Source organism: Streptomyces sp. CB02414, assembly GCF_001905385.1.
Classification (GTDB): domain Bacteria; phylum Actinomycetota; class Actinomycetes; order Streptomycetales; family Streptomycetaceae; genus Streptomyces.
Map to the genome: position 1 here is coordinate 493,964 of NZ_LIPF01000007.1, position 26,221 is coordinate 520,184.

The window sequence follows — 26,221 nt, forward strand, 5'->3', positions numbered from 1 at the left end:
GAGGGCCGGGGTTGCGGTGAACGCGTGACCGGGGCGGAGGCGCGGCAGCCGTCGGCCGAGGTGCGGAAGGGCCGGTTCCGGGCGGCGGTGTCGGCGCGACCGTCGACGACGGGGACGTCCGGCAGACGTCAGATCCGGTCGCCGGTGAGCCGCGTGAGGGGCCCGTGGCTGTGACGCCCCACGCGATGGCCCACCGCGTACGAGGCGGCGCCGAGCGCGGTGACGCCCACGCCCGCGCGGGGGGCGCGACGGCCGCCGGCCGGAGTGCGGAAGGGGGGTCCGGGCGGCGACACCGGCGCGCGCCCGGACCGCCGCGACCGTCGACGACGGGGACGTCCGGCAGGCGTCAGATCCTGCCGCCGGTGAGCCGCGTGAGGGGCCCGTGGCTGTGACGTCCCGCGCGACGGCCCACCGCGTACGAGGCGGCGCTGAGCGCGGTGACGCCGGCGCCCACGCCCGCGGCGACCAGCTTGCGGTGGGCGATGACCGTCCACGCCGTCTTCGCCTTGGTCGCCATCTGGCCCGAGGTGGTGACGACCGCCTGCCGGCCGGCCGCGACGCCCTTGGCCGCCGTCTGCACGGCACCGTTCGCGGCCTCGGCCGAACGCCGGGCGCCCGCCCTGGCCGCTGACGCCGTGTCACCGGCCTTGTCCGCGACGCCGGATGCCTTGACCTCGGCGGTCCGGGTGGTGGTGCGTTTCTGGCTCGTGTCCTTGTTCGGATCGCTCATGGACTCCGCTTTGCCTCTCGCCGCCGCGGCAAACACGTACGTGTTCCGGCGGGCGCCAACTCGGCGGGCTACGTTGGTCCTTGAGTGATCACCCAGCCAGCACCAGCACCGGAGGACCTTCCATGCCCGAGTCGCCCGCCGTGAACGCCGTGAACGAAGCGCGCAGCCGGATCAGGACGGACCAGCCGCACACGGCCCGCATCTGGAACTACTGGCTGGGCGGGAAGGACAACTACCCGGTCGACCAGCAGGCGGGCGACCAGATACGCCGGCTGCACCCCGGGATCGGGGACTACGCCCTCGCCGACCGCCTCTTCCTGGGGCGCGCGGTGGGTCATCTCGCGGGTGAGTGCGGCATCCGGCAGTTCCTCGACATCGGTACGGGGCTGCCCTCGGCGGACAACACCCACGAGGTCGCCCAGCGCATCGCGCCCGAGTCCCGCATCGTCTACGTCGACAACGACCCGATCGTCCTGGCCCACGCCGAGGCGCTGCTCACCAGCGCGCCCGAGGGCCGCACCGACTACCTCGACGAGGACCTGCGCAACGTCGACCGGATTCTCGAGCACGCCTCGCGCACGCTGGACCTGAGCGAGCCCGTGGCGCTGGTGCTGCTGGGCGTGGTCATCTTCGTCGAGGAGGACGAGGAGGCCTACGGGATCGTGCGGCGGCTGGTCGACGCGCTGCCCAGGGGCAGTCACCTGGTGCTGTCGCACACCGTCACCCGGCCGGACATGCCCGACGTCGACGCGGCCGTGGCCTTCTGGAACGAGAACGGCACGCCGAGGCTGACGCAGCGCGCCCCTGACGCCGTGGCCCGTTTCTTCGACGGGCTGGAGCTGCTGGAGCCCGGCGTGGTCTCCTGCAACCGCTGGCGCCCGGAGTCCGGTGACGGCGAACTCCCCGCGGAGGTCGCCATGTTCGGCGGAGTGGGCCGCAAGGCGTGACGTCCGGACGGTGACCGCTACGTCACCGCCGCGGTCGGCGGGAGCTGGGCCGGGCTCACCTGCTCGCCCAGCACCTGGGCCATGAACTGCACCAGCCACCGCTGCGCCGGGCTGCGCGAGGACTCGTGCCGTGCGTACAGGGCGATCTCGATCGGCTCGGTCTCGAAGGGCAGCCGCACCAGGCGCACCCGGTGGGAGGCGGTGAAGACCTCCCCGACGTACTCGGGGACGATCGCGATCAGGTCGGTCTGCTCCAGCAGGTACGGCAGCATCGAGAAGCGGGTGGCGTCCACGGCCACCCGCTCCAGGAGTCCGTGGGCCGCCAGCACCGCCCGGGGCGCGACGTGTCCGCTCGGCCCGAAGACCGTCGCGTGGTGCTCGGCCGCGAGGTCCGGCAGCGTGACCTCGTCGCCCCGGATCCGGGGATGGTCGGCGGCGACCATGAGGACGTAGCGCTCGCGGAAGAGCGGGACGCGCACGGTCAGGTGCGAGGTGATCACCGGGGTCGCCACGAACACGTCGAGGTCGCCGCGGCGCAGCTGGCCCTCGGCGTCCTCCACGTCGAACGGGCGGACCGTGAACGAGGCCCCCGGCGCCCGCTCGCGCGCGGCGGCCAGCAGCCTCGGCAGCAGGGTCGCCTCCCCGAGGTCGGAGAGGGCGATGGTGAAGCGGCCCGACATGGTGGCGGGGTCGAAGGCGTCGCCCTGGCGGACCGTTCCGTCGATCTCCGCGAGGGCGCGCTGGAGGGGCTCGTACAGCCGCCGGGCACCGGCCGTGGGCGTCAGTCCGCGCCCGTTGCGGCGGAAGAGTTCGTCGTCGAAGTGCCGCCGGAGCTTGCCCAGGCTGTAGCTGACGGTGGGCTGGGTGACGTGGAGCGTCTCCGCGGTGGCCGTGACGCTGCCGGTCTCGTACAGCAGGACGAAGACGCGGGCCAGGTTGAGGTCGAAGGTGCCCATATAGAGCGACTCTATATCGGGTTGCCGAAACATCTATTGGTGCCCATGTCGCGGGGTCCTTAGCGTGTCGGACATCACTGCGAAAGGAACGTCCGTGCCATCCGTGCGTCGTGTCTCCCACGATTTCCTGGAGCGTCAGGGCCTCACCACCGTCTTCGGCAACCCGGGCTCCAACGAGCTGCCCTTCCTCGCCGACCTGCCCGACACCTTCCGCTACGTCCTCGGTCTGCACGAGGGCGCGGTCGTCGGCATGGCGGACGGCTACGCCCAGGCGTCCGGGTGTCCGGTCCTGGTCAACCTGCACGCCGCCTCCGGATCGGGCAACGCCATGGGGGCGCTGACGAACGCCGTGGCCTCCCGCACGCCGCTCGTGGTGCTGGCCGGCCAGCAGGTGCGGCCCGCCATCGGGCCGGAGGCCAACCTGGCCAGCGTCGACGCGCAGTCCCTGATGAAGCCGCTGGTCGGCTGGGCGGCGGAACCGGCGTGCGCCCAGGACGTGCCGCGGGCGCTCGCGCAGGCCGTCTTCGAGGCACGGCTCCAGCGGCGCCCGACGTACCTGTCCGTGCCGTACGACGACTGGTCGGCCGAGGTCGACGACAACGCCCTGGCGGTGCTCGGCCGCCGGGTCGAGCGCGCCTCGGTACCCGGCGGCGAGCAGGGCCGCCGGCTGGCCGAGCAGGTCGCCGCCGCCAGGCGCCCGGCGCTCGTGCTCGGCGGGGACATCGACTCGGCCGGCCTGTTCGACGACGCGGTCCGGCTGGCGGAGCGGCTGGGCGGTCCGGTGTGGGCGGCGCCGTCGCAGTTCCGGCTGCCCTTCCCGAACCGGCACCCGCAGTTCCGGGGCGTGCTGCCCGCCGGGATCGCGCCCGTCTCCGAGGCCTTCGAGGGGCACGACCTCGTCCTGGTGCTGGGCGCGCCGGTGTTCCGCTACCACGAGTACCTGCCCGGCCGTTACCTGCCCGAGGGCACGCGGCTGATCCAGGTGACCGAGGACGCGTCGGCCGCCGCGCGGGCACCGATGGGCGAGGCGCTGGTCGCCGACCCCGGTGCCGTCATCGACCTGCTGCTGGAGTCCCTCGACGCGCCCGGCGAGCCCTCGGGCCCCTACCGGCCGGCGCCCGAGCCGCTCATCACCGACGAAGCGGCGCTCCACCCCGAGCAGGTCTTCGCCGCGCTCCGCGACGAACTGCCCGGGGACACCGCGTACGTGGTCGAGTCCACGTCGACCAACTCCGCGTGGTGGCGCCAGATGGACCTGCGCCGCCAGGGCTCGTACTACTTCCCGGCGGCCGGCGGGCTCGGCTTCGGCCTGCCCGGCGCCGTCGGCGTCGCCATGGCCCAGCCGGGCCGGCCGGTCGCCGGTGTCATCGGGGACGGCTCGGCCAACTACGGCATCACCGCCCTGTGGACGGCCGCGCAGCACCGGGTGCCGCTGACGATCGTGCTGCTGCGCAACGGCACCTACGGGGCGCTGCGCTGGTTCGGCGGACTGCTCGGGGTGCCGGACGCGCCCGGACTGGACATCCCCGGGCTGGACTTCACCCGCGTCGCGGAGGGGTACGGGGTGCGCGCCCAGCACGTCGGCGGGGCCGAGGAGTTGCGCGCCGTACTCGCCGAGCGGCCCGACCACCCTCGCCTGATCCAGGTGGACACCGCCCTCACCACGCCCTCCTGACACACGACTGGTTCCGCAGAAGTCCCGAGAGAAGGGGAAGACGATGACATTCCTGGACAGCGACGTCTGGGGCCGGAAGTTCTTCAGCGACGGCTGGCAGGACTCCCCCGCCGAGCACCCGGTGACCGAGCCGGCGACCGGTGAACGGCTCGGTTCGGTGGGGCTCGCCACTGCCGGGGACGCGGGCCGTGCCGCCGCGCGGGCCGCCGAGGCCCAGCGGGAGTGGGCGGCGACCCCGCCCCAGCGGCGGGCCGCCGTGCTGCGCCGCGCGGGCGAACTGTTCACCGAGCACGCCGCCGAGATCGAGGACTGGCTGGTGCGCGAGGCCGGCTCGGTGCGCTCCAAGGCCGGCTTCGAGGTGGGGCTGGCGATCGGCGAGTGCTTCGAGTGCGCGGGCCTGCCGACGCACCCGCAGGGCGAGGTGCTCACCTCCGAGGAAGCTCGCTGGTCGCTCGCCCGCCGCCGCCCGGCCGGTGTGGTGAGCGTGATCGCCCCCTTCAACTTCCCGCTCATCCTCGGCCTGCGCTCGGTGGCCCCGGCGCTCGCCCTGGGCAACGCCGTGCTGCTCAAGCCGGACCCGCGCACCGCGGTCAGCGGCGGCGTCGTCATCGCCCGGATCTTCGAGGAGGCCGGGCTCCCCGCCGGTGTCCTGCACCTGCTGCCGGGCGACGGCGCGGTCGGCCGGGCGGTCGTCGAGGCCCCGGAGGTCCGGGTGATCTCCTTCACCGGGTCCACGCCGGTCGGGCGGGTCATCGGCGAGCAGGCCGGGCGGCTGCTCAAGCGGGCCCACCTGGAGCTGGGCGGGAACAACGCGCTGGTGGTGCTGCCGGGCGCGGACGTGCCGAAGGCGGCCTCCGCGGGGGCGTTCGGCTCGTACCTGCACCAGGGGCAGATCTGCATGACGACCGGCCGGCACATCGTGCACGAGTCGCTGGTGGAGGAGTACACCGCCGCGCTCGCCGCGAAGGCCGAGGCACTGCCGGTCGGCGACCCGGCCCGCGAGGACGTGGCGCTCGGCCCGATCATCGACCGCCGCCAGCTGGAGCGGGTGCACGGCATCGTCACCGACAGCGTCGCGGCGGGCGCGAAGATCGCCGCCGGCGGCGAGATCGCGGGCGCGGGTTACCGGGCGACGGTGCTCACCGGCCTGACGACCGAGATGCCGGCCTGGCGCGAGGAGATCTTCGGTCCCGTCGCCCCCGTCATCTCCTTCTCGACGCTGGAGGAGGCCGCGCGGATCGTCAACGACTGCGAGTACGGGCTGTCGGTCGGCATCCTCGGGGACGTCGGGCCGGCGATGAAGCTCGCCGACCGGATCGACTCGGGCAAGGTCCACATCAACGAGCAGACGGTGAGCGACGAGCCGGGCGCCCCGTTCGGCGGGGTCAAGGCCTCCGGCACCGGCTCCCGTTTCGGCGGCGCCACGGCCAACATCGAGGCGTTCACCGAGACCCAGTGGGTCACGGTCCGCCCGGACATCGCCGACTACCCGTTCTGATCCGTCCGGCCCCTAGTTTCCGGCCGGGACGGCCGCCCCGGCCGTCCCGGCTCCGGCTCCGCTCACTCACACCCGTCCCCGGGGGGAGACTCATCATGGCTTCCGCCACCACGTCCGGCGCGCCCGCGCGAACAGGCCGCACCGGCAGCGCGTGGACGGTGATCCTGTGCTGGATCACCGTCCTGCTGGAGGGCTACGACCTCGTCGTCCTCGGCGCCATCATCCCCACCCTGCTCAAGACCCACCACCTCGGCATGACCGCGGGTGACGCCACCACCATCGCGACGCTCTCGCTCGTGGGCGTCGCCATCGGCGCGGTCTGCGTCGGGCCGCTCGCCGACCGGCTGGGCCGCCGCCGGCTGCTCATCGGCTCGGTGGTGCTGTTCTCGGTCTTCACCATCGTGGTGCCGCTCGCGACCTCCGTCTGGATGTTCGCCGCGCTGCGCCTCGTCGCCGGACTCGGGCTCGGCGCCTGCATGCCCGTGTCGCTCACGATGATGGCCGAGCACATGCCCGCCGGCCGCCGGGCGCGGGCGAGCACACTGACCATGACCGGCTACCACACCGGTGCGGTGATCACCTCGCTGCTCGCGCTCCAGGTGACCGACAACTGGGAGATCCTCTTCTACCTGCTCGGCGTCGTGGGCCTCTTGGTCGCCGCCGTCCAGTGGTTCAGGCTGCCGGAGTCGGAGGCCTTCGTCCGGGCCAAGCGGGACGGGGAGCAGCGGGTGCCGTTCACCGAGCTGCTCAAGCCCGCGTACCTGCGGGCGGGCATCGGCATCTGGGTCGCGTCGTTCATGGGGCTGCTGCTGGTCTACGGTCTCAACACCTGGCTGCCGAAGCTGATGAACGACGCCGGCTACCCCGTGCCCACGGCCGTCACCCAGCTCCTCGTGCTCAACATCGGCGGTGTCGTCGGGCTGGTGCTCGGCGGGTTCGTCGCCGACCGGCGGGGCATCAAGGGCACCACCATGGTCTGGTTCGCGGTCTCGGTGCTCATGCTGGCCTGCCTGAGCATCAAGATGGAGAGCGACCTGATGCTCAACGTCGTCGTCTTCTTCACCGGCGTGTTCGTCTTCTCGGCCATGGTGCTCGTCTACGCCTACGTGACGGCGTACTACCCGGCCTCCGTGCGGAGCACGGCGCTCGGTTCGGCGTCCGGGATCGGCCGGATCGGCTCGATCGTGGGCCCGTCGATCACCGGGGCGCTCGTCTCGTCCGGGGTCGGGCACCCGTGGGGCTTCTACTTCTTCGCCGCGGTGGCGGTCCTCGGGTTCCTGGCCGTGCTCACCCTGCCGCGCACGGCGGCGGACGCGGGGGTGAAGGCCGTCGAACCGGCCGCCTGAGGTCCGCGGACACGCACGAGGGGAGCAGCCGGGTGAGTCACCCGGCTGCTCCCCTCGTCGTCAGGTACTTCTCGCGGTGACGTGCGCGGCGCTCAGTCGCGGTCCACGTGCTCGCGCAGGATCTTGCCGTTCGTCGCGTCGACGTCCAGGGTCGTCTTGTTCCAGTTGTCGGTCGAGACCACGTCGACGGACCAGACGGCCTTCTGGTCGTCGTTCTCGTCGAGCTCGACGTGGGTCACGGTGCCCTTGACCTTGTCGGTGGCCGCCTTCACCGCCTGCTCGGGCGTCTGGGTGGCCTTCTTCAGCAGGTCGGCCAGCTGCTGCTTGTCGTCCGCGTCCTGGTCCTCGGCCTGGGTGCGGAAGACCTTGCCGGAGACGGCGTCGATGTCGATCCGGTGCACGGTGCCGTCGGCGGTGGCGACCTTGGCCTCCCATTCGGGAGCGCCCTGGCTGGGGGCCGGGTTGGGCATGCTCGGGCTGGGCGAACCGGTGGACGCGGTGGCCTCGGCGGAGGTGCGTTTGAGTTCGAGGTCGACGAGCTTGCTGTCGGGGACCTCCTTGACGGCCGTGTCGGCCGCCTTGTCCCAGGTGACCTCGGCCATCGGGACGAGGGCCTTGCGCTCGGCCTGGTCATCGGTCATGGACTCGGAAGGAGAGGGGGAGGGAGAGGTCGTGCCGGTACTGGTACCGGTCGGGGAGGCGGTGTCGGTGGCAGGGGTGGTCTGGGCCGCCTCGGCGACACTGGAGCGTGTCGTGTCGGCGTTCGTGCAGCCGGTCATCAGCAGCACCGAGCTGCCCAGCGCGCAGATGACGGCCATCGAACGAAGAGGCGGGAGACGTCGCACAGAGCTCATACACCTCTCCGTAGCCTTATGACCGTCTTGTCATACCGGTTTCGAATGGAAACCACCGCAATGGCCGATATGACTCAGCGAGCCGGTACGAACACCGCCCGGTCCGTTGCGGTACGGGCTCCGGGCGTGAACGGGGCGCCGGGGCGGGAGCCGGAGCCTTCCAGCCACTCCCGGTAGGCGGTGGACTGGCGGGCCACCTCCCAGTACGCCTCCTCCAGCGCCGGATAGACGGCCTCCAGTTCGGCCCGGGTGCGGGCGGCCAGCAGCAGGCGTACGCCGAGGGGGTCGCCGTGCAGGCGCCGTACCGCCATGTCGGGGCGGGACTGGGAGCTGGGCTGGCAGACGGTGACGACCTCGCCGGTGGCGACGAGGGACGCGGCCGTGTGGTAATCGCCGTGCAGGACACGGGGGTTGAGCCCGACGGCGCGCAGCATGCGGTGCACTCCGTCCCACTCGCCGTCGACGGTCGGGTCGACCATCCAGCGGTCCTCGGCGAGATCGGCGAGGCGGACGACGGGCCGGCCGGCCGCCGGGTGATCGGCGGGCAGCATGACGAACTGCGGTTCACGCTCCACGAGGACCCGCAGCCGCAGGCCCTCGGGGACGCGCAGCGGGCTGCCCTCGACCTCGTGCACGAAGGCGACGTCGAGCTGCCCCTCGGTGACCCGGCGCAGCAGGGCGTTGGCGGAGACGTCCATCTGGAGGGTGGGTTCCAGGCCGGGGCGTCTGAGCCGGCGCAGCCAGCCGGCCAGCGCGCGGCTGGCGGTGGAGCCGACGCGCAGCCGGCTGTCGCCGCCGGCCGCGGCGGCGCGGGCCTCGCGGACCAGGGTGCTCATGTCGGTGAGGAGCGGGCGGGCCCGCCCGAGCACCGACCGGCCGAGCGGGGTGGGGCGGCAGCCGGTTCGCTCGCGGACGAACAGCGGCCCGCCCAGGGCCTGTTCGATCCGGGCCAGCTGCGTGCTCAAAGTGGGCTGGGCGACGCCCAGTTGGCGTGCCGCCCGGTGCAGGCTGCCGGCGTCGGCGATGGCGCACAGTGCGCGTAGGTGCCTCACCTCGAGCTCCATGCAGGGAGCGTAAAGCGGAACAGTTGGTTGCGCCAGGTGAACAAAACGCGGCGGACCAGGGCGAGTTCTGCACTCCGGTCGAAGCTGGTTCCGGGACGCCGTTCGGTGGTGGCGTCCGGTGGTGATAGCCCCGCCCTATCACCGGTTGCCATCATCACAGCGGGTCCATGGGCGCTCCACACTCACCGGTGACGACTTCTCTCCCCACTCCCCCACACAAGGAGTCATCGATGCGCATCAGCATGCCCCTGCTCGCCACCACCGTCGGGCTCGGTCTGACGGCGGCCGTGCTCGGCGCCCCGGCCGCGACCGTCGCCGCTCCCCAGGCGCCGGCCAAGGCCGCCCAGCTCGGCTACCAGCCCGCCGCCGGATCGGGCGAGGACGCCGCCGCGAACCGGGCGTTCTTCGAGGCGGTCATCAAGTCCGTCGCCGAGAAGCGCGCCGCCAACCCGTCCTCGACGGCGGCCGTGACCGTCTACTACAGCGCCTCCAACGCGCCCAGCTTCCGCACCCAGATAGCCCGCTCCACCCAGATATGGAACAGCTCGGTGTCCAACGTGCGGCTCGCGGAGAGAAGCTCGGGCGCGGACTTCGCGTACTACGAGGGCAACGACTCGCGCGGCTCGTACGCGTCCACGGACGGACACGGCAACGGCTACATCTTCCTCGACTACCGGCAGAACCAGGTGTACGACTCGACCCGCGTGACCGCCCACGAGACCGGGCACGTGCTCGGTCTGCCCGACCACTACTCCGGCCCGTGCAGCGAGCTGATGTCGGGCGGCGGCCCCGGCCCGTCCTGCACCAACGCCTACCCGAACTCGGCCGAGCGCGGCCGGGTCAACCAGCTGTGGGCCTACGGCTTCAAGGCCGCGCTCGACAAGGCGCTGCAGAAGACCTCGCAGCGCTGAGCGTCCGCACGGACGGTCGAAGGGGGCGGCCCGGCCGGGCCGCCCCCGTTCGCGTGCGCCTGCCTCCGCCCGGGCAGCCGCCCGGGCAACGGGCCCCGGGGTACCCGGGCACCCGCCAGCGCGCCCAACTGCGCACCCGGGTCGCCGACATCGCCTGGACGGCGCCGTGCGTGGTGCTCGCGCTGTGGGCCGTGTGGAGTGCCGTGGGTGTCGCGCGGGGCGGGACCGCGTGGGCCTACTGCGCGGTGGCCTGGGTGCTGCTCGCCGGGGCGCCGGCCCTGCGGACGCTCGCGGTGCGGCGCCGGACGTCGTGGTAGCGGGTCCCGTCAGGGGCGGTCGGGCAGCGCGCCGAGCACGGCCCGGTGGACGGCGCGGGCGAGCCTGGCTCCCCACTCGGAGCGGGGGCCGGCGAAGGAGTGGAGCTCGGCATCGTCCCGAGGGGTGCGGGCGGCGACGCACACGGCGTCCGTGGGAGTGCCGGAGCAGTCGAGGCCCGCGTCCAGCAGCGCCTGCACCTTGGCCTCCGTGGCCGTCATCACCGCGTTGACCAGGGCGGCGTCGGTCAGCGCGACCGGGAGCGCGGCGACGATGTTGATCGTCCCCGGCGCGGCGACCCCGGGGGCGCCCGCCTCGGGCGAGGCCGCCCACCCGCGCACCGAGATGCCCGCGGTCACCACGGCCCGCGCACCGCCGTCCCGCGCACCGGCGTGGGCCGACACGTCGGCGGCCGTCATCAGGCCCACCCCCGGCCCCCGGACGCCGGCGTCACGCGCCAGGCCGGCCAGGTGCCGGGCGGGGTCGGTACGCCGGTAGCCGTGCGCCACCTGGGCGTTGAGCACCCACTCGCTCTCGGTGATCCCGCCGCCCAGGACGGCGCTGCTGACCGTGCGCCAGCCCGGTCCCAGGCGCCAGAGCAGGGCGTGCAGCCGTTCGCCGTCCTCCACTCGCGTCAGGCACTCCGGGGCCGGCAGACGGACTCCGGTACGGGGCTGGGGCAGCAGGGCGGGCACCGGTCGGGACTCCTCGGGACGGTCGGGGTGAACCGGACGATCGTACTCGGCTCCGGTCGCCCGGACGGGGCGGTGCCGGGCGGGCGCATTGCGGACCCCGTCCTGGGCACTTTCACTGGACACAACTTCGCCACGAGGCGTCGGATCGGAGGCCACGATGCTGTCCCACACCCTGGAGCATGGGGTCCTGGTCATCACGCTGGACCAGGACCCGGGAATCGACGGGCGCGCCGCGCTGACCACGCACATCACCAACCTGGTCGACGCGCACAAGCCGACGCCCGTCGTCATCGTCCTCACCGACCGGGCCGGCGGTCCCGCCGCGGTCAGTGCGGTGCTCCGGGCCCATCAGTGGTGCGGCCGCCTCGGTGTGCTGATGAGCGTCGTCACGCACAGCGCGCCCGTCCGGCGGCTGCTGGACGACAACGCCGACGCCTCCGGCCCGCGACTGGTGGTGCACGCACGGGTCGACACCGCCATCTCCACCGCGTTCACCGCGGCGGCCTGAGGCCCCGGCGCGGGTCCTCGGCCTCCTACGGCTGCCCGAGCCAGAGGTCGGGGCCGAAGACCTCGTAGTGGACGGCCTCGGCCGGCACCCCGCGGCGCAGCAGGTCGCCCCGGACGGCGCGCATGAAGGGCACCGGTCCGCACAGGTAGGCGGTGAGGCCCGGGGGCAGTTCGAGGCCCGTGACGTCGGCGCGGCCGGCCGCCGCCTCCGGTGCCGCGTCGCCGGGCTCCTCGTACCACAGGTGGAGCCGGGCGCCGGGCAGTGCCCGTACGAGGTCGAGGTGTTCCTGCCGGTGGGGGTGGTCGGCGGGGCTCCGGTCGGCGTGGACGACGGTCACCGGGCGGGTGGAGCCGGTGGCCGCCAGGTGGTCCAGCATGGCCAGTACGGGGGTGACGCCGATTCCGGCCGAGGCGAGCAGCAGGGGGCCGTCGTCCTCCGCGAGCGCCAGGTCGCCGAAGGGCGCGGAGACGGTGAGGACGTCGCCCGGACGGGCGTGCGTGTGGAGCCAGGAGGAGACCTCACCCTCGGGCCGTCCGTCGCCCTGGACGCGTTTGACGGTGATCCGCCAGTCGGTCCGGCCCGGTGCCGCGGACAGGCTGTACTGGCGGATCTGCCGGGAGCCGTCGGGCAGCGAGGACCGCACGCTGACGTACTGGCCGGGAAGGAACGGCCGCGTCGGGCGGCCGTCGGCGGGCCGCAGTACCAGGGAGACCGCGTCGGGGGTCTCCTCGCGCCGTCCGGTGATCTCCATGGGGCGCCAGACCTCACCCTCGGCGACGCCCGCCTCCTGGTAGAGACGGCTCTCGACGGCCACGAGCGCGTTGGCCATCAGCCAGTACACCTCGTCCCAGGCCGCGGCGACCTCCGGGGTGACGGCGTCGCCGAGCACCTCCGCGATCGCGGCGAACAGATGGCGGTGGACGATCTTGTACTGGTCGGAGGTGATACCGAGGGAGGCGTGCTTGTGCGCGATCCGGGAGAGCAGCGCGTCCGGGCGGGCGTCGGGGCTCTCCAGCAGCATGCCGGCGAACGCGGCGATGGAGCCGGCCAGGGCCCGCTGCTGCTCCCCGCTGGCCTGGTTCCCGCGGTTGAACAAGTCCCGCAGCAGCTCGGGGTGGGCGTCGAACAGCTTCCGGTAGAACAGCGTGGTGATGTCACCTATGGCCGCTCCCACCGCCGGGAGGGACGCACGGACCACGGGGACCGACTGTTCGGAGAGCACAGCGACTCCTTAATTGGTAGATGATATTCGTGTTTTGAAGCAGGCCTACGTCGAGACGGGCCGACCGGCCTGCGACGACAGACCGGCGCTCACCCCGAGGGGCGGTCCGTCAGGCCGATCAGGACCGGGCCGGTGGGCGAGGCCACCAGGTCGGCGACGGTCAACGGGTCGAGCGAGGCGTAGAAGGCCTCCTGGGCGTCCCGCAGCGCCCTGCGCAGCCGGCAGGCCGCGCGCAGCGGGCAGGGCGGGTCGTCCTCGCAGGCGACCACCTCGCCGTCCCCTTCGAGTTCGCGCACCAGCCGGCCCACGGAGGCCTGCCGCCCCGGGCCGGTCAGAGTCAGACCGCCGCCCCGGCCGCGTCGCGCCTCCACGACACCGAGGTGCTGGAGACGGGTGACGGCCTTGGCCACGTGCGTGTACGGCACGCCCATGACCTCGGCCACCTCACGGGTGGTCAGCGGGTCATCGCCGTCTTTCACGACCGCCAGGCGCATGACCGAACGCAGCGCCAGGTCGGTGAACTTCGTCAGCCGCACAGCCCGGACGCTATCAAATGCGCATGTTAGATTCGCATTCACTGGGGGCCATGATCTTGTGGAACGCGTCACGGGACGCGCGAGGAGGGTGACTTCGGATGGCAGCGGACGACGACGGCTCCCCGGCGGACGGCACTCCCCTCCCCCGGGTCCTGTGCGACACGGCGGAGCTCCTGTCGCTCGGCGACGACGCGGCGGCCGGCGCCCTGTGGAGGCTCGCCGAGCCGGGGCGGCAGCTCGACGCCAACGTCGTCCGCGTCCCGGCGGGCGGACGGGTCGGCACGCACACCGAGCCGGACCTCGACGTCCTGCTGCTGGTCCTGGACGGAACGGCGGACCTCGTCCGCGCCGACGGCGAGCGCCCGCTGCGGGCGGGCGCCCTCACCTGGCTGCCCCACGGCTCGGCACGGGGCGTCGCCGCGGGCCCGGACGGCGTGACGTACCTGACCGTGCACCGGCGGCGCCCCGGCATGCGGATCCAGCCGCCGGACGCCGCCGGGCGGCTGCGTCCCGGCGGCGCCTGAGCCCGCGTCATCAAGCCGCGGTGGGCAGGCCGAGGCGGCCGTCGTGCACCTCGGTGACCCGGTCGGCCGCGGCCAGATGGGCGTGGTCGTGGGTGACCAGCACGGTGGCCGTGCCGCGCTCCCGGGTGAGGCGGGTGATCAGGCCGAGGACGGCGGCGCCCCGCTCGTGGTCGAGGGCGCTGGTGGGTTCGTCGACGAGCAGCACACCGGGGTCGTTCATCAGGGCGCGGGCGATGTTGACGCGCTGGCGCTGGCCGCCGGAGAGCTGGTGGGGGCGGCGGTCGGCCCGGTCCGCCAGGCCGACCGCGTCGAGGAGGTCCAGCGCCCGGCCCCGGGCGGCGCGCGCCCGGCGCCCGTCGATGTGGGCCATCACCTGGAGTTGCTCGGCCGCGGTCAGGGACGGCAGCAGGTTGGGCTGCTGGAAGACGATGCCGATCCGGTGCCGGCGCAGGTCGGTCAGTTCCGCGCGGCTCATCCCGGTGGTGTCGGCGCCGTCCACGGTGACCGTGCCGGAGTCGGGCGTGATGAGGGTCGCGGCCACGGCCAGCAGGCTGGACTTGCCGGAGCCGGAGGGCCCGATGACGGCGGTCAGGCGGCCACTCGGGACCTCCAGGGTGACGCGGTCGAGGGCGGTCAGCCGGCTGTCGCCGTCGGGGTAGGTGAGGGTGATGTCGGTCAGGCGCAGGCTCATCGGGCGCTCCCCAGGGCGGTCAGCGGGTCGACGGAGGTGATACGGCGGACGGCGAGGCCCGCCCCGAGGCCGCCGAGCAGGATCATCACGGCGGCGGGGACGAGGACGGTGGCGGGGGTGAGGACGAAGGGGACGGCCGAGCCGGACACCGCGGCGCCGATCGCGACCGCGGCGGCGGTACCCACGAGGGTGCCGCCGGCCAGCAGCACGACGGCCTGGCCGAGCGCGTCGCGCAGCAGGGCGCCGGTGGTGGCGCCCAGTGCCTTCAGCACCGCGATGTCAGCGCCGCGCTGGATCGTCCACACGGTGAAGAAGGCACCGATCACCAGGGCCGAGATGGCGAAGAGGAAGCCGCGCATCAGCTGCAGCGAGCCGTTCTCGGAGGTGTACGAGCCGATCGCGGAGAGCGACTCGTCCTTGGTCACGGTCTCGGTGCCCGCCGCGCGGTCCGTCGCCGCGAGGTCGGCACCGGAGGCGGTGTCGAGGGCGATCACCGTCGCGGCGGGCCCGTCGGCGCCGCCGGTGGGCGGGGCGACGGACTGCCATGTGCTGAGGCTCGTCCACACCACGGGCGTATGGCTGAAGGAGACGTCGTGGCCGGTGACGGCGACGGTCAGCCGCCGGCCGGCGAGCGCCACGGTGCCGCCCTCGCGCACCCCGAGTTCCTCGGCCACCGAGTCCGGCATCAGTACCGTACGGTCGTCGACGCGGCCGCCGCCGGGCACCAGGCCCGAGCCGGGCTCGACGCCGAAGACGGACACGCCGGTGCTGCGGTCGCCCGCGGTGGCCCGGGTGGTGGTGATGCCCAGCGGCTCGGCGCTGCGGACGCCGGGCGCCTGGGCCCACCGGCGCCACTGGTCCTCGGTCACGGAGGAGTTCGCGTACGACAGGTCCTGGCCGTCGCTCGGTGCGGCGAAGGCGATCCGGCCGGCGGGCAGGGACGTGACGGCGGAGATGTTCTCCCGGGCCAGGCCGGCGGTGAGGCCGGACAGCAGTCCGACCAGCAGGGTGATCAGTACGACGACGCCGCCCATCAGGGCGAAGCGCCCCTTGGCGAACGTCAGGTCTCTCAAGGCGACAAACACGTCTTCGCCCGGCCTTTCGACAACGGTGGGAGGGTGGAACAACCGCCGGAGTACCGGCGAGGAGTCCACCGTCGCCGTTCGGCGGCCCTGAGGGCATCGCTCCTGGGCGGGCACTTCCGGAGCCGAAGGGTGCGGTGGGACTTGCAACTTTCGGCAGATGCCCGGCCCCGGCACGGTCCGTACGCTGGAACGATCGTGAACGCGCTGACTCCCACCTCCCGGGCCCTGACCTGGAGCCTGCACCTGCTCGTGGCCGGCCTGCTCGCCCTTCCGGCGGTGCGGGCGGTGGCGGACGACCGGCCGCACGCACCCGCCGTCGTCCTGGTGGCCGCGGTGGTGGGCGTGGTGTACGCCCTGGGCCCCGCGCTCGAATCCGTCCGTTCGTCGCGCCGTGCGGCCGCGCTGTGGCTGGGCGCGGTCGGCGCGGTGTGGCTCGCGCTGCTGGCGCTGTCCGCGGAGGGGGTGTGGCTGGCGTTCCCGCTGTACTTCCTCCAGCTCCATCTGCTCTCCCGCCGGGCCGGGCTGACCGCGGTCGTCGCCACGGCGGCCGCGGCGATCGCGGCGTTCGCCGCCCACCAGGGCACGTTCTCGGCGGCCACCGTGATCGGCCCGGGGCTCGGGGCCGCCGTGGCCGTGGCGGTGGTGTGGGGCTACCAGGCGCTGTACCGCGAGAGCGAGGAGCGGCGGCGGCTCATCGAGGAGCTCACGGTCACCCGCGCCGACCTGGCCGAGGCCCAGCGGGCCGCGGGGGTGCTGGAGGAACGCGAACGCCTGGCCCGGGAGATCCACGACACCCTCGCCCAGGGCCTGTCCAGCATCCAGTTGCTGCTGCGCGCCGCCGAGCGGACCCTGCCCGAGGGGCCGGGGCCCGCCACCACCTACGTGGGCCAGGCCCGCCAGGCCGCGCTGGACAATCTCGCCGAGGCCCGCCGGCTCGTCGCCGCGCTCGCCCCGCCCGCCCTGGACGACACCACGCTCGCCGACGCGCTGGAGCGCCTGTGCGCCACCGCGACCGACCGGCACCGTCTCGACGTCCGTTTCCGCCTCACCGGCCGGCCGCACCCGCTGTCCACCGCGCAGGAGGTCGCCCTGCTGCGCGTCGCGCAGTCGGCGCTGGCCAACACGGTCGGGCACGCCCGGGCCGGAAAGGCCGAGGTGACCCTGGCCTACCTCGACGACTGCGTCACCCTGGGCGTCACCGACAACGGGGTGGGTTTCGATCCCGGCGCCGTCTCCGCGCCCGGCCCGGACGGCGGCGGCTTCGGTCTGCCGGCGATGCGGGCCCGCGTGCACGCCCTGCACGGCACGCTCACCGTCGAGTCCGCCCACGGGTACGGCACCGCACTCTCCGCGCGCGTCCCGCTCGAAGCCGCGCCCGGTCCCACGTCCGATCCCGAACCGGCACCCGCGCCCGGCCCCGAGACCGCAGCCAAGCCCAAGCAGACACCCGAGCCCGGCCCCGCGCCTGCACCCGCACCCGAAACCGCACCGGCACCCGCACCCGGCCCCGAGACCGCAGCCCAACCCAGGCAGACACCCGGGCCCGCCTCCACACCCGAGCCCGCACCCGATCCCGAACCTGCACCCGCACCCGGCCCCGAGACCGCAGCCAAACCCAGGCAGACACCCGGGCCCGCCTCCACACCCGAGCCCGCACCCGATCCCGAACCTGCACCCGGCCCCGACACCGCAGCCAAACCCAAGCAGACACCCGAGCCCGGCCCCGCGCCTGCCCTCGCACCCGAAACCGCACCCGAGCCCGCGCCTGCACCCGCACCCGCACCCGACGACCCCGAGGCACACCCGTGACCGAGACCGCCCCGACGCCGATCCGTCTGTTGCTCGCCGACGACCACCCCGTCGTCCGCGCGGGGCTGCGCGCGGTGCTGGAGACCGAGGACGGCATCACCGTGGCCGCCGAGGCGGCGACCGCCGAGGAGGCCGTCGCCCGGGCGGGCCGGGGCGACATCGACGTGGTGCTGATGGACCTGCGGTTCGGCGGGGGCATGGGCGGCGCGGAGGCCACGGCCGCGATCACCGCGCGGGCGGGCGCGCCGCGCGTCCTGATCGTCACGACGTACGACACCGACGCCGACACCCTGCCCGCCATCGAGGCCGGCGCCACCGGCTACCTGCTCAAGGACGCGCCGCCCGAGGACCTCGCGGCGGCGGTGCGCACCGCGGCCGCGGGCCGCACCGCGCTCGCGCCGACGGTCGCGGACCGGCTGATGACGCGCCTGCGGGAGCCGCACACCTCGCTGACCCGCCGTGAGACCGAGGTCCTGTCCCTGGTAGCCGAGGGCCTGTCCAACCAGCACATCGCCGCCCGGCTCCAGCTGACCGAGGGCACCGTCAAGTCACACCTCGCCCGCGTCTACACCAAGCTGGACGTCGACTCGCGCACCGCCGCGGTCGCCGCCGCCACGGCCCTCGGCCTGATCCGGCGCTGAGCCGGACCGGGAGTCCTCGCCGGCCCGCGGTTGTCTTCCGGCGCTTCGTGGGAACCCTTGCACGGAGCGAGGAGGAGGCGGCATGGACGACTGGCGCGGGTTCGCCGAGCAGATGGCGTCGCTGGCGCGCGATCTCCTGGCGCAGGAGTCGGTGAACGACACACTGAAGCGGATCACCTTCTCCGCGACGGAACTGGTGGAGGGCTGCGACGCCGCGGGCATCCTCATCCTGCGCGGCAACCAGGTGCAGTCCCTCGCCCCGACCGACCAGGTGGTCGTCGACAGCGACGAACTCCAGGGGCGCGTCGGCGAGGGCCCGTGCTTCGACGCCGCGCGGACCGCCGAGGGGCAGCGGCAGTTCCGGATCGCCGACTTCACCGACCAGGCACGGCGCTGGCCCAAGTACGTTCCCGAGGCCCGCAAGCTGAATCTGGGCAGCATGATGGGGTTCCTGCTGTTCACCGAGGACGAGGACCTCGGGGCACTCAATCTCTACTCCTTCAGGCCCGGGGCGTTCACGGCGGCCAGTGAGACGGCGGGCTGGCTGCTCGCCTCGCACGCCGCGGTCGCCTTCTCCAGTGCCCGTACGCACGCCCAGCTGCAGCAGGCCATCGGCACCCGGCACACCATCGGTGAGGCGATGGGCATCCTGATGGGCAGGCACCGCATCACCGAGGACCAGGCCTTCGCCACACTGCGCAGGTACTCGCAGGACCACAACGTGAAGCTCCGCGAGGTCGCCCGCCGGGTGGTCGAGGAGGGCGGCCTGTCCTGAGCCGGCACCGGATGGCGTACCGCTCCGCCCCGGCGGGCACACGACAGCGGTGACCTTGGCTGACTTCCTCTTCGCCGTGCTCGGGGCGGGCGCGCTCGCGGCGGCCGTGCTGCCGCGACTGGTGGCCGGGCGGCCGCTGTCCATGCCGCTGGTGTTCCTGGCCTTCGGCGTCGCCCTGCAACTGCTGCCCACCCCGCTCCCGGAGATCGACCTGGTCCGCGACCGGGTGTGGGTGGAACACCTCACCGAGATGTGCGTCATCGTCTCCCTGATGGGCGCCGGCCTCGCGCTCAACCGCCCGTTCGGCCTACGGCGCTGGCAGGCGCCCTGGCGGCTGATCGGCATCACCATGCCGCTGACCGTCGCGGTCACGGGGCTGCTGGCCTGGTGGCTGCTGGACTGGCCGCCGGCCGCGGCGCTGCTGCTGGCGGCCGTGCTCGCGCCCACCGACCCGGTGCTCGCCTCCGAGGTACGGGTGGGCGCGCCCACCGACTCCGAGCACGACGAGGACGAGGTGCGCTTCGCGCTCACCAGCGAGGCCGGCCTCAACGACGGCCTCGCCTTCCCCGTCGTCATGGCGGCGATCGCGCTGACCGCCGCGGCGGGCACGGGCCTGTCCGGTGACTGGGTCGGCCACTGGCTGCTGGTCGACCTGCTGTACGGGTGCCTGATCGGCGTCCTGGGCGGCCTGGCCGTCGGCAAGCTGCTCGGCTGGCTCTTCTTCCGGGCCGGCCGGCAGGCGGTACGGCTGTCCGAGCACCGGGAGGGCTTCGTCGCCCTGGGTGCCACCTTCCTCTCCTACGGGGTCACCGAACTCGCCCACGGCTACGGCTTCCTGGCCGTCTTCGTCACCGCCTGCCGCATCCGCGCCGCCGAACGGGACCACGGCTACCACACCGTGCTGCACGACTTCGTGGAGCAGGTCGAACGACTGCTGACCGCCGGTCTCCTCTTCCTGCTGGGCGCGTGCGTGGCGCAGGGCGCCCTGGCCGACCTGACCTGGCGGGGCGCGGCCGTCGGTCTGCTCGTGCTGCTCGTGGTCCGGCCGGTGACCGGATGGGTCGCGCAGTTCGGCGCCGCGGCCGGACCCCGGGAACGTGCGGTGACCGCCTTCTTCGGCATCCGCGGCATCGGCTCGCTGTTCTACCTGGCGCACGCCCTCGGTACGGAGGGTTTCCACGTGCCAGCCGGGGAGTTGTGGGCCGTGGTGGCGTTCACGGTGCTCGCCTCCGTCGTCCTGCACGGGGTGACCGCCTCCCCCGCGATCTCCCGCCTGGACCGGCTCAGGCTGCTCAGGGCCCGCGGCCGGCGGCCCGCCGGACGGACGCCGGGCGAGGACGACGTGGCCGGCGAGCGGCTGTGACCCGGCCGTCCCGGACCGCCCCCAAGCATGCGGCGATCGAACGCGAACCTTCTCGACCGGATCATGAACTCCCTTATAGTGATCGCCTGTTGCGTGCCGTGTGACCGTTCCGGCGCGCTTCCGCCCGCTCCTTGGAGGCACGTCAGCATGACGACCGGCACCGAAGAAGCCCGGATTCCGCTGGACCCGTTCGTCACCGACCTGGACGGCGAGAGTGCCCGGCTGCGCGCGGCCGGACCGCTCGCGGCCGTGGAGCTGCCGGGCGGCGTGCCCGTCTGGGCGGTCACGCACCACGCGGAGGCCCGGGCCCTCCTGACGGACCCCCGTCTGGTCAAGGACATCGACGTGTGGGGTGCGTGGCGACGCGGCGAGATACCCGCGGACTGGCCGCTGATCGGGCTGGCCAACCCCGGCCGCTCGATGCTCACCGTGGACGGTGCCGAGCACCGCCGGCTGCGCACCCTCGTGGCGCAGGCGCTCACCGTGCGCCGGGTGGAGCACATGCGGGGGCGGATCACCGAGCTGACCGGCCGTCTGCTGGACGAACTGCCCGCGGACGGCGGCGTCGTCGACCTCAAGGCCGCCTTCGCCCACCCGCTGCCGATGTACGTCGTCGCCGACCTGATGGGCATCGAGGAGGCGCGGCTGCCGCGGCTGAAGGTGCTGTTCGAGAGGTTCTTCTCGACGCAGACACCGCCCGATCAGGTCGTCGCTACCCTCACCGAACTGGCCGGGACCATGGCCGACACGGTCGCCGCGAAGCGCGCGGCGCCGGGCGACGACCTGACCAGCGCGCTGATCCTGGCCTCCGAGGACGGGGACCACCTCACCGACGCGGAGATCGTCTCCACGCTCCAGCTGATGGTGGCCGCGGGGCACGAGACCACGATCTCGCTGATCGTGAACTCCGTGGTCAACCTGTCCACCCACCCCGAACAGCGGGCCCTGGTGCTCTCCGGTGAGGCGGACTGGTCCGCGGTCGTCGAGGAGACGCTGCGCTACTCGACCCCGACGTCCCACGTCCTGATCCGCTTCGCCACCGAGGACGTCCCGGTCGGCGACCGGGTGATACCCGCCGGGGACGCGCTGATCGTGTCGTACGGCGCGCTGGGCCGGGACGAGCGGGCGCACGGTCCCGCGGCGGGCGAGTTCGACATCACCCGCAGCTCGCCCAGCCGGCACATCTCCTTCGGGCACGGCCCGCACGTGTGCCCCGGCGCGGCCCTGTCCCGGCTGGAGGCCGGTGTGGCGCTGCCCGCGCTCTACGCCCGCTTCCCGCGGCTGGACCTGGCCGTACCCGCGTCCGAGCTGCGCAACAAACCGGTGGTCACGCAGAACGACCTGTACGAGCTGCCGGTCAGGCTGGTCTAGCGCCTTCCGGCCGCGCCCCGTACCTTCACCAGTGGGGCGTTTGCACCCCGCCCTTCGGGTAACTCCGGCATTCCGGACGCCGATCCCCGGGAGTCGCCATGTGGAAGCGCAAGGGCAGGAAGGGCCGCCGGGCCGCGAAGCCGGTCCCCATGGAGCTGTGCGACCTGTGCGCCAGGATATTTCCCAAGGACGAGGCCGTGAGCGGTTACGTGCCGGACTCCTCCGCGGCGCACGCCGGCAAGGAGTGGTTCGACGGGCTGCGGCTCATCACGACGTGCTGCGACGACCACTTCGATGTGATCAAGGACGGTTACGCGCACCGGCCCTTCGTGGACGAGGAGCTGTGGGCGGCGAAACTCACCCGGGCCCTGACCACGGGACCGACGGCGCTGTCCATGGACCAGCTCGGCTGCCGGACCGGCCTCCAGGACTCGCAGATACGGGCCGCCATCGCCTGGCACAACGAGCGCATGCGCGAGCAGCAACAGCGCATGGACCCGTGATCCGGTCCCGTGATCAAGCCGTGGCCGGGCGGGTCCCGTACGTGCGGTAGGGCTCCGCGTCCGGCCACCTGACGTCCAGTCCCAGCCCCGGCCGGCCCGGGTCGGGGCGCAGGGCGCCGCCGTCGGGTGACAGGGTGCCGTCGAACAGCAGCCGCTCGACGCGGACGTGGTCGTGGAAGTACTCCAGGTGGCGCAGCCGGCGCACGGCGCAGAAGGCGTGGGCGGAGACGGCCGGGGCGCAGTGGGCGGACAGGTCAAGGTGCCGGACGGCCGCCAGGCCGGCGACTTCCAGTACGCCGGTGATGCCGCCGCAGCGGGTGACGTCGGCCTGGAGGCAGTCCACAGCCGGCCCTTGGGTGAGGTTGGCGAAGTCCTGCGCGGTGAAGGCGTACTCGCCCGCGGTGATCTCCAGACGGGCGGGCCCCCGGTCCCGGAGCATGCACAGACCCTCCAGGTCCGCGGAGGTGACGGGCTCCTCGAACCAGCGCACGTCCCACTCGTCGTGGAACCGGTGCGCCCAGTACAGCGCCTCCTTGCGGCCGAGCGCCCCGTTGGCGTCGGTGAACACTTCCGGTCCGTCGCCGACCGCCCGGCGCACCGCGGTCAGGCGGTCCGCGTCGGCCTCCGGGGTGCGCGAGGTCTTCAGCTTCACCCGGGGGATGCCCTGCTCGACCCATCCGGAGAGCTGGTCGGTGAGCCGGTCCAGGGGGTAGTTGGTGAAGCCGCCGCTGCCGTAGACCGGGACGCGGTCGTGGTGGGCCGGCAGGAGGTGGACCAGGGGCAGGTCCAGCAGCCTCGCCTTGAGGTCCCACAGCGCCACGTCGACGGCGGACAGGGCCATGGCCCCGACGCCCGGCCGGCCGGCGTTGCGCATGCGCGCGCCCATCCGCTCCCACAGCGCCGGCGGTGAGGAGACCGCCCCGCCCTCGACGACCGGCGCCAGCACGGACTGCGCGAAGGAGGCGACGGAGAGGTCCCCGTAGGTGTAGCCGAGGCCGGTGCGGCCGCCTGCGTGCACGCGTACGAGGACCAGGGTCGTGGAGTCCCACTCCAGGGTGCCGTCCTGCTCCCTGCCGTCCGGGCCGTCGGTGGGGACCTCGAAGGCGTGCACGTCGACCGCGTCGACCGTGCACGAGTCCAGTGCCGTCGCGTCGGCCGTTCGCGGAGCCGGTTGCCGGTCACCGGGCCCGGGGACCGGCGTCACAGCGTGATCACCGTCTTGATGTCGCCGGGGCTCCGTTCGAAGGCCCGGGTCGCGTGGGCCAGGGGGACCCGGCGGGTGAGGAGCCGGTCCAGCCAGTCCCGGTCGGCCCGGGCCAGCGCGTCGGCGGCCTGCCGGAAGTGGCGCAGGTTGGCGTTGACGGAGCCCACCACGACGTCGTTCTCCAGCACGATGTCCCGGTTGACCGTGCCGGCGTCGACGGTCAGGGACCGGCCGGTGGGCGAGACGCCGGTGAGGCAGACGACGCCGTACGCCGCCGTCCCGCGCATCGCGTCGAACACCAGCCGGCCTGCGCCGGTGGCCTCGACCACCACGTCGGGGCGTACGGCGGCGAGCACGTCGTCCGCCGCGTCGCTGTGGTAGGCGGCGCCGAGGGCGCGCACCAGGTCCGGCTTCGGGCCGTCCGTGACCCGGTCCAGGACGTGCACGTCGAGGCCGCGCTGCCGTCCGAGCAGGGCGGCGAGCAGCCCGATGGGGCCGGCCCCCGTCACCAGTACGGTGCGGGGTTCGAACCAGGCCCGGGCGCCGACCCGCTCGATCTGCTCCCAGGCCTTGGCCACGACACTGGTCGGCTCCATGAGCACGCCGGTGAGCCCCAGGGCCGGGTCGATCCGCACCGCGTAATCCGGCTCCAGGCGCCACAGCTCGGCGCCGTAGCCGTCGAGTTCCTTGATGCCGCGCTCGCGGTAGCGGCCGTTGCGGCACATGTCGAACTCGCCGTGCGCGCAGGCGCCGCAGGGCTCCGGGTCGGGGCGTCGCACCACGCCCGCCACCAGCTCGCCGGGGCTGAAGCCGCTGCCCTGCGGGGCCTCGGCCACCCGGCCCAGCGACTCGTGGCCGAGGACCAGCCGGTCGTGGTGCGGCGGGGCCTGGCCGTAGGCGCCCGAGGCGATCTCCCGGTCCGTGCCGCAGACGCCGAGGGCCAGACCGTGGACCAGCAGTTCACCGGCGGCCGGTTCCGGGTCCGGGACCTCCTCCACGCCGAGTGAGCCGTCCCGGCCCGGGCGGACGGTCAGTGCGCGCATGATGGTCATCCTCTCGGCTCGCCCTCCCGGGGCCGGTTCCCCGCCCCGCCCGACGCATGCGTGGGCCGTCCGCGGGTGTGCGGCGGGCGTCCGGGTGGCGGCACGTTTGCCCAGGCCGTCCCGGGTCACTCAGTTGCGCGTCCACGAGCCATCGGAAGGACCCGCCCGAGGAGCACTCCGTGAACCGGTTCTGGCAGCCGTTCCACCGTGTGTGGGACCGGCTGGCCGCCTCCGCCCTGGTCCGGCGCGGCCGGGACCTGGAGCTGATGCACCGTGCCATGGGGTTCGCCACCCTCGCGCTGGTCACCCTGGCGCCGCTGCTCATCGTGGTGGCCGCCTTCGACCCGCTCGGACGCGGCGGTTTCGCGTCCTGGCTGGCCGACGGCATGGGACTGTCCGGCCGGTCCGCCAAGGTGCTGACCGACATCATCAGTCCGCCGACCAAGGTCATCGGCACCACCAGTGTCTGGGGCGGCATCGCGCTCGCCGTGTTCGGCGTGTCCTTCGCAGCGAGTGTGCAGAACGGCTACGAGCGCATCTGGGAACTGCCCTCCGGCCCCTGGCACCGTGTGTGGCGCCAGCTGACCTGGGTGGTCATGCTGACCGCCTACCTCTACCAGGAGGTCCAGACGCGGACCGCGCTGCACGGGTCGTTGCGGATCGCGCTGTCCACGGCGACGGGCATGCTGTTCTTCTGGTGGGGACAGCACTTCCTGCTCGGCAGCCAGGTCCGCTGGCGGGACCTGCTGCCCGGAGCCGTCGCGACCATGATCGGGCTGATCGGGCTGCGGGGCTTCTCGTACCTGGTCTTCACCCCGCTCATCCTGGACAACGCGATCAGCTACGGCACCGTCGGCATCGTGCTGGTGGTGGAGTCCTGGCTGATCGGCGTGGGGTTCGTCGTGTTCGGCGGCGCGATGGTCGGTCACTGGTTCTGCGAGCACCACTGGTGGACACGCACGATCGACCGGGAGTGAGCTGTCGGTCGTTCGGTCCTCTCCCCTCCCGCTACCGGAAAGGCATACGTTCCATGGTCCGCCTCCTGATGTGCACCGGCGCCCGGCGTCGCGCCCGCGTCCCGTGGGTCTCCGCGTCCGTGGCAGCGGGCGTGCTGCTGGTCACGGGCGCCGCCTGCGAGGGCCCACCGCCCTCGCCGCGCCCGGAGGTGCTGCCACAGGTCGAGGCGCCCTACGACCGTGCCGTGCGCGAGGCGCTCGACGAGGTGTCCGGCAGCCAACTGCTCTCGGTGGCGCTGCGCGGGGCAACCGAGCCGGAACCCGTCTGGTACACCCGGGTCGCCGGCCGGGACGGAACCGTTCACGTGGTCCGCGTCGGGGCCGTGCACGGGCGGCTGCTGGGCGCCGCCGTGCCGGGCGGGCAGACGGCCGCGGACAAGGAGCGGGTCGCCGCGCTGGCCGACTCGGCGGAGGTGCTGCCCGAGGAGGCGGTCGAGCAGGTGAAGAGCCCGGACTTCGGCAAGGTGTCCGGCGTCCGCCTGGAGCAGGACCGGCAGGCTCGCACGGTGTGGTCCGTGGAGGTGACCACCGTGCGCCGGGACCACACACAGACCTACCTGGTCGACGCGGTGACGAAGAAGGTACTCGACCGGCGGACTGCCCCACCCGGCGCGTGAGTCGCGGACGGACGGGAGCGGGCGGGCTTGCCGTGCCGGCACCGGCGCGCAACCGGCCGGTCCGGCCGAGAGGGCACGAACCGGGCCGCCGCCCGGCGGAGACGGGCACGAACCGGACCGTGTCCTGCCGGACCGGCACGGTCCCCTGCCGGACCGGGACCATCGCCCGGCCCGGTGCCCGCACGCACCGCCGACCGGGCCCGCACACACCCGGCGCCGGGGCGAACACCCATGAACGCCACAGCGTCCCGCCCTCGGACGCGATCATCACCCGCATACGGCCAACCGCCCGGCACAGCCGGCAACCGCCCCCCGACACCCG

At 73.6% G+C, this 26,221-nt stretch carries 26 protein-coding genes and 1 pseudogene; 16 read left to right on the top strand and 11 right to left on the bottom strand.

Annotated features, from left to right (window positions below; genetic code table 11):
• Window positions 1-346: 346 nt before the first annotated feature.
• Window positions 347-730 (bottom strand): hypothetical protein, encoded by a 384-nt coding sequence (locus tag AMK11_RS24660; RefSeq protein WP_198941449.1) that lies wholly within the window; start codon window positions 728-730, stop codon window positions 347-349.
• A 122-nt stretch (window positions 731-852) separates the two neighbouring features.
• On the opposite strand from AMK11_RS24660, the gene AMK11_RS24665 reads away from it, so the two are divergent.
• On the top strand, window positions 853-1,677 hold the full coding sequence (locus AMK11_RS24665; protein WP_073730196.1) for an SAM-dependent methyltransferase: 825 nt from the start codon (window positions 853-855) through the stop codon (window positions 1,675-1,677).
• 17 nt (window positions 1,678-1,694) lie between these two features.
• On the opposite strand, the gene AMK11_RS24670 is transcribed toward AMK11_RS24665, so the two are convergent.
• Window positions 1,695-2,633: a LysR family transcriptional regulator gene (locus AMK11_RS24670; protein WP_073730197.1), complete on the bottom strand. Its 939-nt coding sequence runs from the start codon at window positions 2,631-2,633 to the stop codon at window positions 1,695-1,697.
• A gap of 94 nt (window positions 2,634-2,727) precedes the next feature.
• On the opposite strand from AMK11_RS24670, the gene mdlC reads away from it, so the two are divergent.
• The 3 genes from mdlC to AMK11_RS24685 all read left to right on the top strand — a co-directional run bounded on the left by mdlC (window position 2,728) and on the right by AMK11_RS24685 (window position 7,152).
• Window positions 2,728-4,308: a benzoylformate decarboxylase gene (gene mdlC / locus AMK11_RS24675; protein WP_073730198.1), complete on the top strand. Its 1,581-nt coding sequence runs from the start codon at window positions 2,728-2,730 to the stop codon at window positions 4,306-4,308.
• A 43-nt stretch (window positions 4,309-4,351) separates the two neighbouring features.
• Entirely contained in the window at window positions 4,352-5,806 is a 1,455-nt protein-coding gene (locus AMK11_RS24680; protein WP_073730199.1) for a benzaldehyde dehydrogenase, read from the top strand.
• Window positions 5,807-5,901: 95 nt separating this feature from the next.
• Window positions 5,902-7,152, top strand: a complete 1,251-nt coding sequence (locus AMK11_RS24685; RefSeq protein WP_073730200.1) for an MFS transporter — start codon at window positions 5,902-5,904, stop codon at window positions 7,150-7,152.
• A 92-nt stretch (window positions 7,153-7,244) separates the two neighbouring features.
• Here AMK11_RS24685 and AMK11_RS24690 read toward each other — a convergent pair whose 3' ends face one another.
• Both AMK11_RS24690 and AMK11_RS24695 read right to left on the bottom strand, forming a co-directional pair.
• A complete protein-coding gene (locus tag AMK11_RS24690; protein WP_073730201.1) occupies window positions 7,245-8,006 on the bottom strand; it encodes a PepSY domain-containing protein in 762 nt (253 codons plus the stop codon).
• A gap of 74 nt (window positions 8,007-8,080) precedes the next feature.
• Complete coding sequence (locus AMK11_RS24695) at window positions 8,081-9,070, bottom strand: LysR family transcriptional regulator (protein ID WP_073730202.1); 990 nt, start codon at window positions 9,068-9,070, stop codon at window positions 8,081-8,083.
• Window positions 9,071-9,300: 230 nt separating this feature from the next.
• Between AMK11_RS24695 and snpA the strand changes: the two genes are divergently transcribed.
• Together snpA and AMK11_RS24705 are read left to right on the top strand one after the other, a co-directional pair.
• Window positions 9,301-9,981 (top strand): snapalysin, encoded by a 681-nt coding sequence (gene snpA, locus AMK11_RS24700; RefSeq protein ID WP_073730203.1) that lies wholly within the window; start codon window positions 9,301-9,303, stop codon window positions 9,979-9,981.
• A gap of 53 nt (window positions 9,982-10,034) precedes the next feature.
• Window positions 10,035-10,298: a hypothetical protein gene (locus tag AMK11_RS24705; RefSeq protein ID WP_241847070.1), complete on the top strand. Its 264-nt coding sequence runs from the start codon at window positions 10,035-10,037 to the stop codon at window positions 10,296-10,298.
• A gap of 9 nt (window positions 10,299-10,307) precedes the next feature.
• On the opposite strand, the gene AMK11_RS24710 is transcribed toward AMK11_RS24705, so the two are convergent.
• A complete protein-coding gene (locus AMK11_RS24710) occupies window positions 10,308-10,991 on the bottom strand; it encodes an adenosylcobinamide amidohydrolase (RefSeq protein WP_073730204.1) in 684 nt (227 codons plus the stop codon).
• A gap of 157 nt (window positions 10,992-11,148) precedes the next feature.
• Between AMK11_RS24710 and AMK11_RS24715 the strand changes: the two genes are divergently transcribed.
• A complete protein-coding gene (locus AMK11_RS24715) occupies window positions 11,149-11,499 on the top strand; it encodes a hypothetical protein (protein ID WP_073730205.1) in 351 nt (116 codons plus the stop codon).
• 25 nt (window positions 11,500-11,524) lie between these two features.
• Here the strand turns inward: AMK11_RS24715 and AMK11_RS24720 are convergent, their stop codons facing one another.
• Window positions 11,525-12,721: a globin domain-containing protein gene (locus AMK11_RS24720; RefSeq protein WP_073730206.1), complete on the bottom strand. Its 1,197-nt coding sequence runs from the start codon at window positions 12,719-12,721 to the stop codon at window positions 11,525-11,527.
• Window positions 12,722-12,810: 89 nt separating this feature from the next.
• Window positions 12,811-13,257, bottom strand: coding sequence for a nitric oxide-sensing transcriptional repressor NsrR (nsrR, locus tag AMK11_RS24725; RefSeq protein WP_073730207.1), 447 nt, complete (start codon window positions 13,255-13,257; stop codon window positions 12,811-12,813).
• 98 nt (window positions 13,258-13,355) lie between these two features.
• On the opposite strand from nsrR, the gene AMK11_RS24730 reads away from it, so the two are divergent.
• Entirely contained in the window at window positions 13,356-13,781 is a 426-nt protein-coding gene (locus AMK11_RS24730; protein WP_073730208.1) for a hypothetical protein, read from the top strand.
• Window positions 13,782-13,791: 10 nt separating this feature from the next.
• Here the strand turns inward: AMK11_RS24730 and AMK11_RS24735 are convergent, their stop codons facing one another.
• Window positions 13,792-14,472, bottom strand: coding sequence for an ABC transporter ATP-binding protein (locus tag AMK11_RS24735; protein ID WP_073730209.1), 681 nt, complete (start codon window positions 14,470-14,472; stop codon window positions 13,792-13,794).
• Window positions 14,469-15,557, bottom strand: a complete 1,089-nt coding sequence (locus AMK11_RS24740) for an ABC transporter permease (RefSeq protein ID WP_073730210.1) — start codon at window positions 15,555-15,557, stop codon at window positions 14,469-14,471. The genes AMK11_RS24735 and AMK11_RS24740 overlap by 4 nt, the downstream gene beginning before the upstream one ends.
• A gap of 195 nt (window positions 15,558-15,752) precedes the next feature.
• Between AMK11_RS24740 and AMK11_RS24745 the strand changes: the two are divergent.
• The 6 genes and pseudogenes from AMK11_RS24745 to AMK11_RS24770 all read left to right on the top strand — a co-directional run.
• Window positions 15,753-16,964, top strand: a pseudogene (locus AMK11_RS24745) (sensor histidine kinase); the annotation flags it as partial.
• Window positions 16,965-17,362: 398 nt separating this feature from the next.
• A complete protein-coding gene (locus AMK11_RS24750; protein WP_073730211.1) occupies window positions 17,363-18,007 on the top strand; it encodes a response regulator in 645 nt (214 codons plus the stop codon).
• 82 nt (window positions 18,008-18,089) lie between these two features.
• Window positions 18,090-18,782, top strand: coding sequence for a GAF and ANTAR domain-containing protein (locus AMK11_RS24755; protein WP_073730212.1), 693 nt, complete (start codon window positions 18,090-18,092; stop codon window positions 18,780-18,782).
• Between the two features lie 49 nt (window positions 18,783-18,831).
• Complete coding sequence (locus AMK11_RS24760) at window positions 18,832-20,145, top strand: cation:proton antiporter (protein WP_073730213.1); 1,314 nt, start codon at window positions 18,832-18,834, stop codon at window positions 20,143-20,145.
• Window positions 20,146-20,292: 147 nt separating this feature from the next.
• Window positions 20,293-21,516 (top strand): cytochrome P450 family protein, encoded by a 1,224-nt coding sequence (locus AMK11_RS24765; RefSeq protein ID WP_073730214.1) that lies wholly within the window; start codon window positions 20,293-20,295, stop codon window positions 21,514-21,516.
• A gap of 98 nt (window positions 21,517-21,614) precedes the next feature.
• Window positions 21,615-22,019 (top strand): hypothetical protein, encoded by a 405-nt coding sequence (locus tag AMK11_RS24770; protein ID WP_073730215.1) that lies wholly within the window; start codon window positions 21,615-21,617, stop codon window positions 22,017-22,019.
• Window positions 22,020-22,032: 13 nt separating this feature from the next.
• On the opposite strand, the gene AMK11_RS24775 is transcribed toward AMK11_RS24770, so the two are convergent.
• Both AMK11_RS24775 and AMK11_RS24780 read right to left on the bottom strand, forming a co-directional pair.
• The gene (locus AMK11_RS24775) at window positions 22,033-23,160 is read right to left on the bottom strand and encodes an enolase C-terminal domain-like protein (protein ID WP_073730347.1); all 1,128 of its coding nucleotides are present in this window, start codon (window positions 23,158-23,160) and stop codon (window positions 22,033-22,035) included.
• A gap of 59 nt (window positions 23,161-23,219) precedes the next feature.
• Window positions 23,220-24,266, bottom strand: a complete 1,047-nt coding sequence (locus AMK11_RS24780) for a glucose 1-dehydrogenase (protein ID WP_073730348.1) — start codon at window positions 24,264-24,266, stop codon at window positions 23,220-23,222.
• Window positions 24,267-24,445: 179 nt separating this feature from the next.
• On the opposite strand from AMK11_RS24780, the gene AMK11_RS24785 reads away from it, so the two are divergent.
• Together AMK11_RS24785 and AMK11_RS24790 are read left to right on the top strand one after the other, a co-directional pair.
• Window positions 24,446-25,243, top strand: coding sequence for a ribonuclease BN (locus AMK11_RS24785; protein WP_073730216.1), 798 nt, complete (start codon window positions 24,446-24,448; stop codon window positions 25,241-25,243).
• Between the two features lie 53 nt (window positions 25,244-25,296).
• The gene (locus tag AMK11_RS24790) at window positions 25,297-25,899 is read left to right on the top strand and encodes a PepSY domain-containing protein (protein WP_073730217.1); all 603 of its coding nucleotides are present in this window, start codon (window positions 25,297-25,299) and stop codon (window positions 25,897-25,899) included.
• Window positions 25,900-26,221 lie beyond the last annotated feature (322 nt).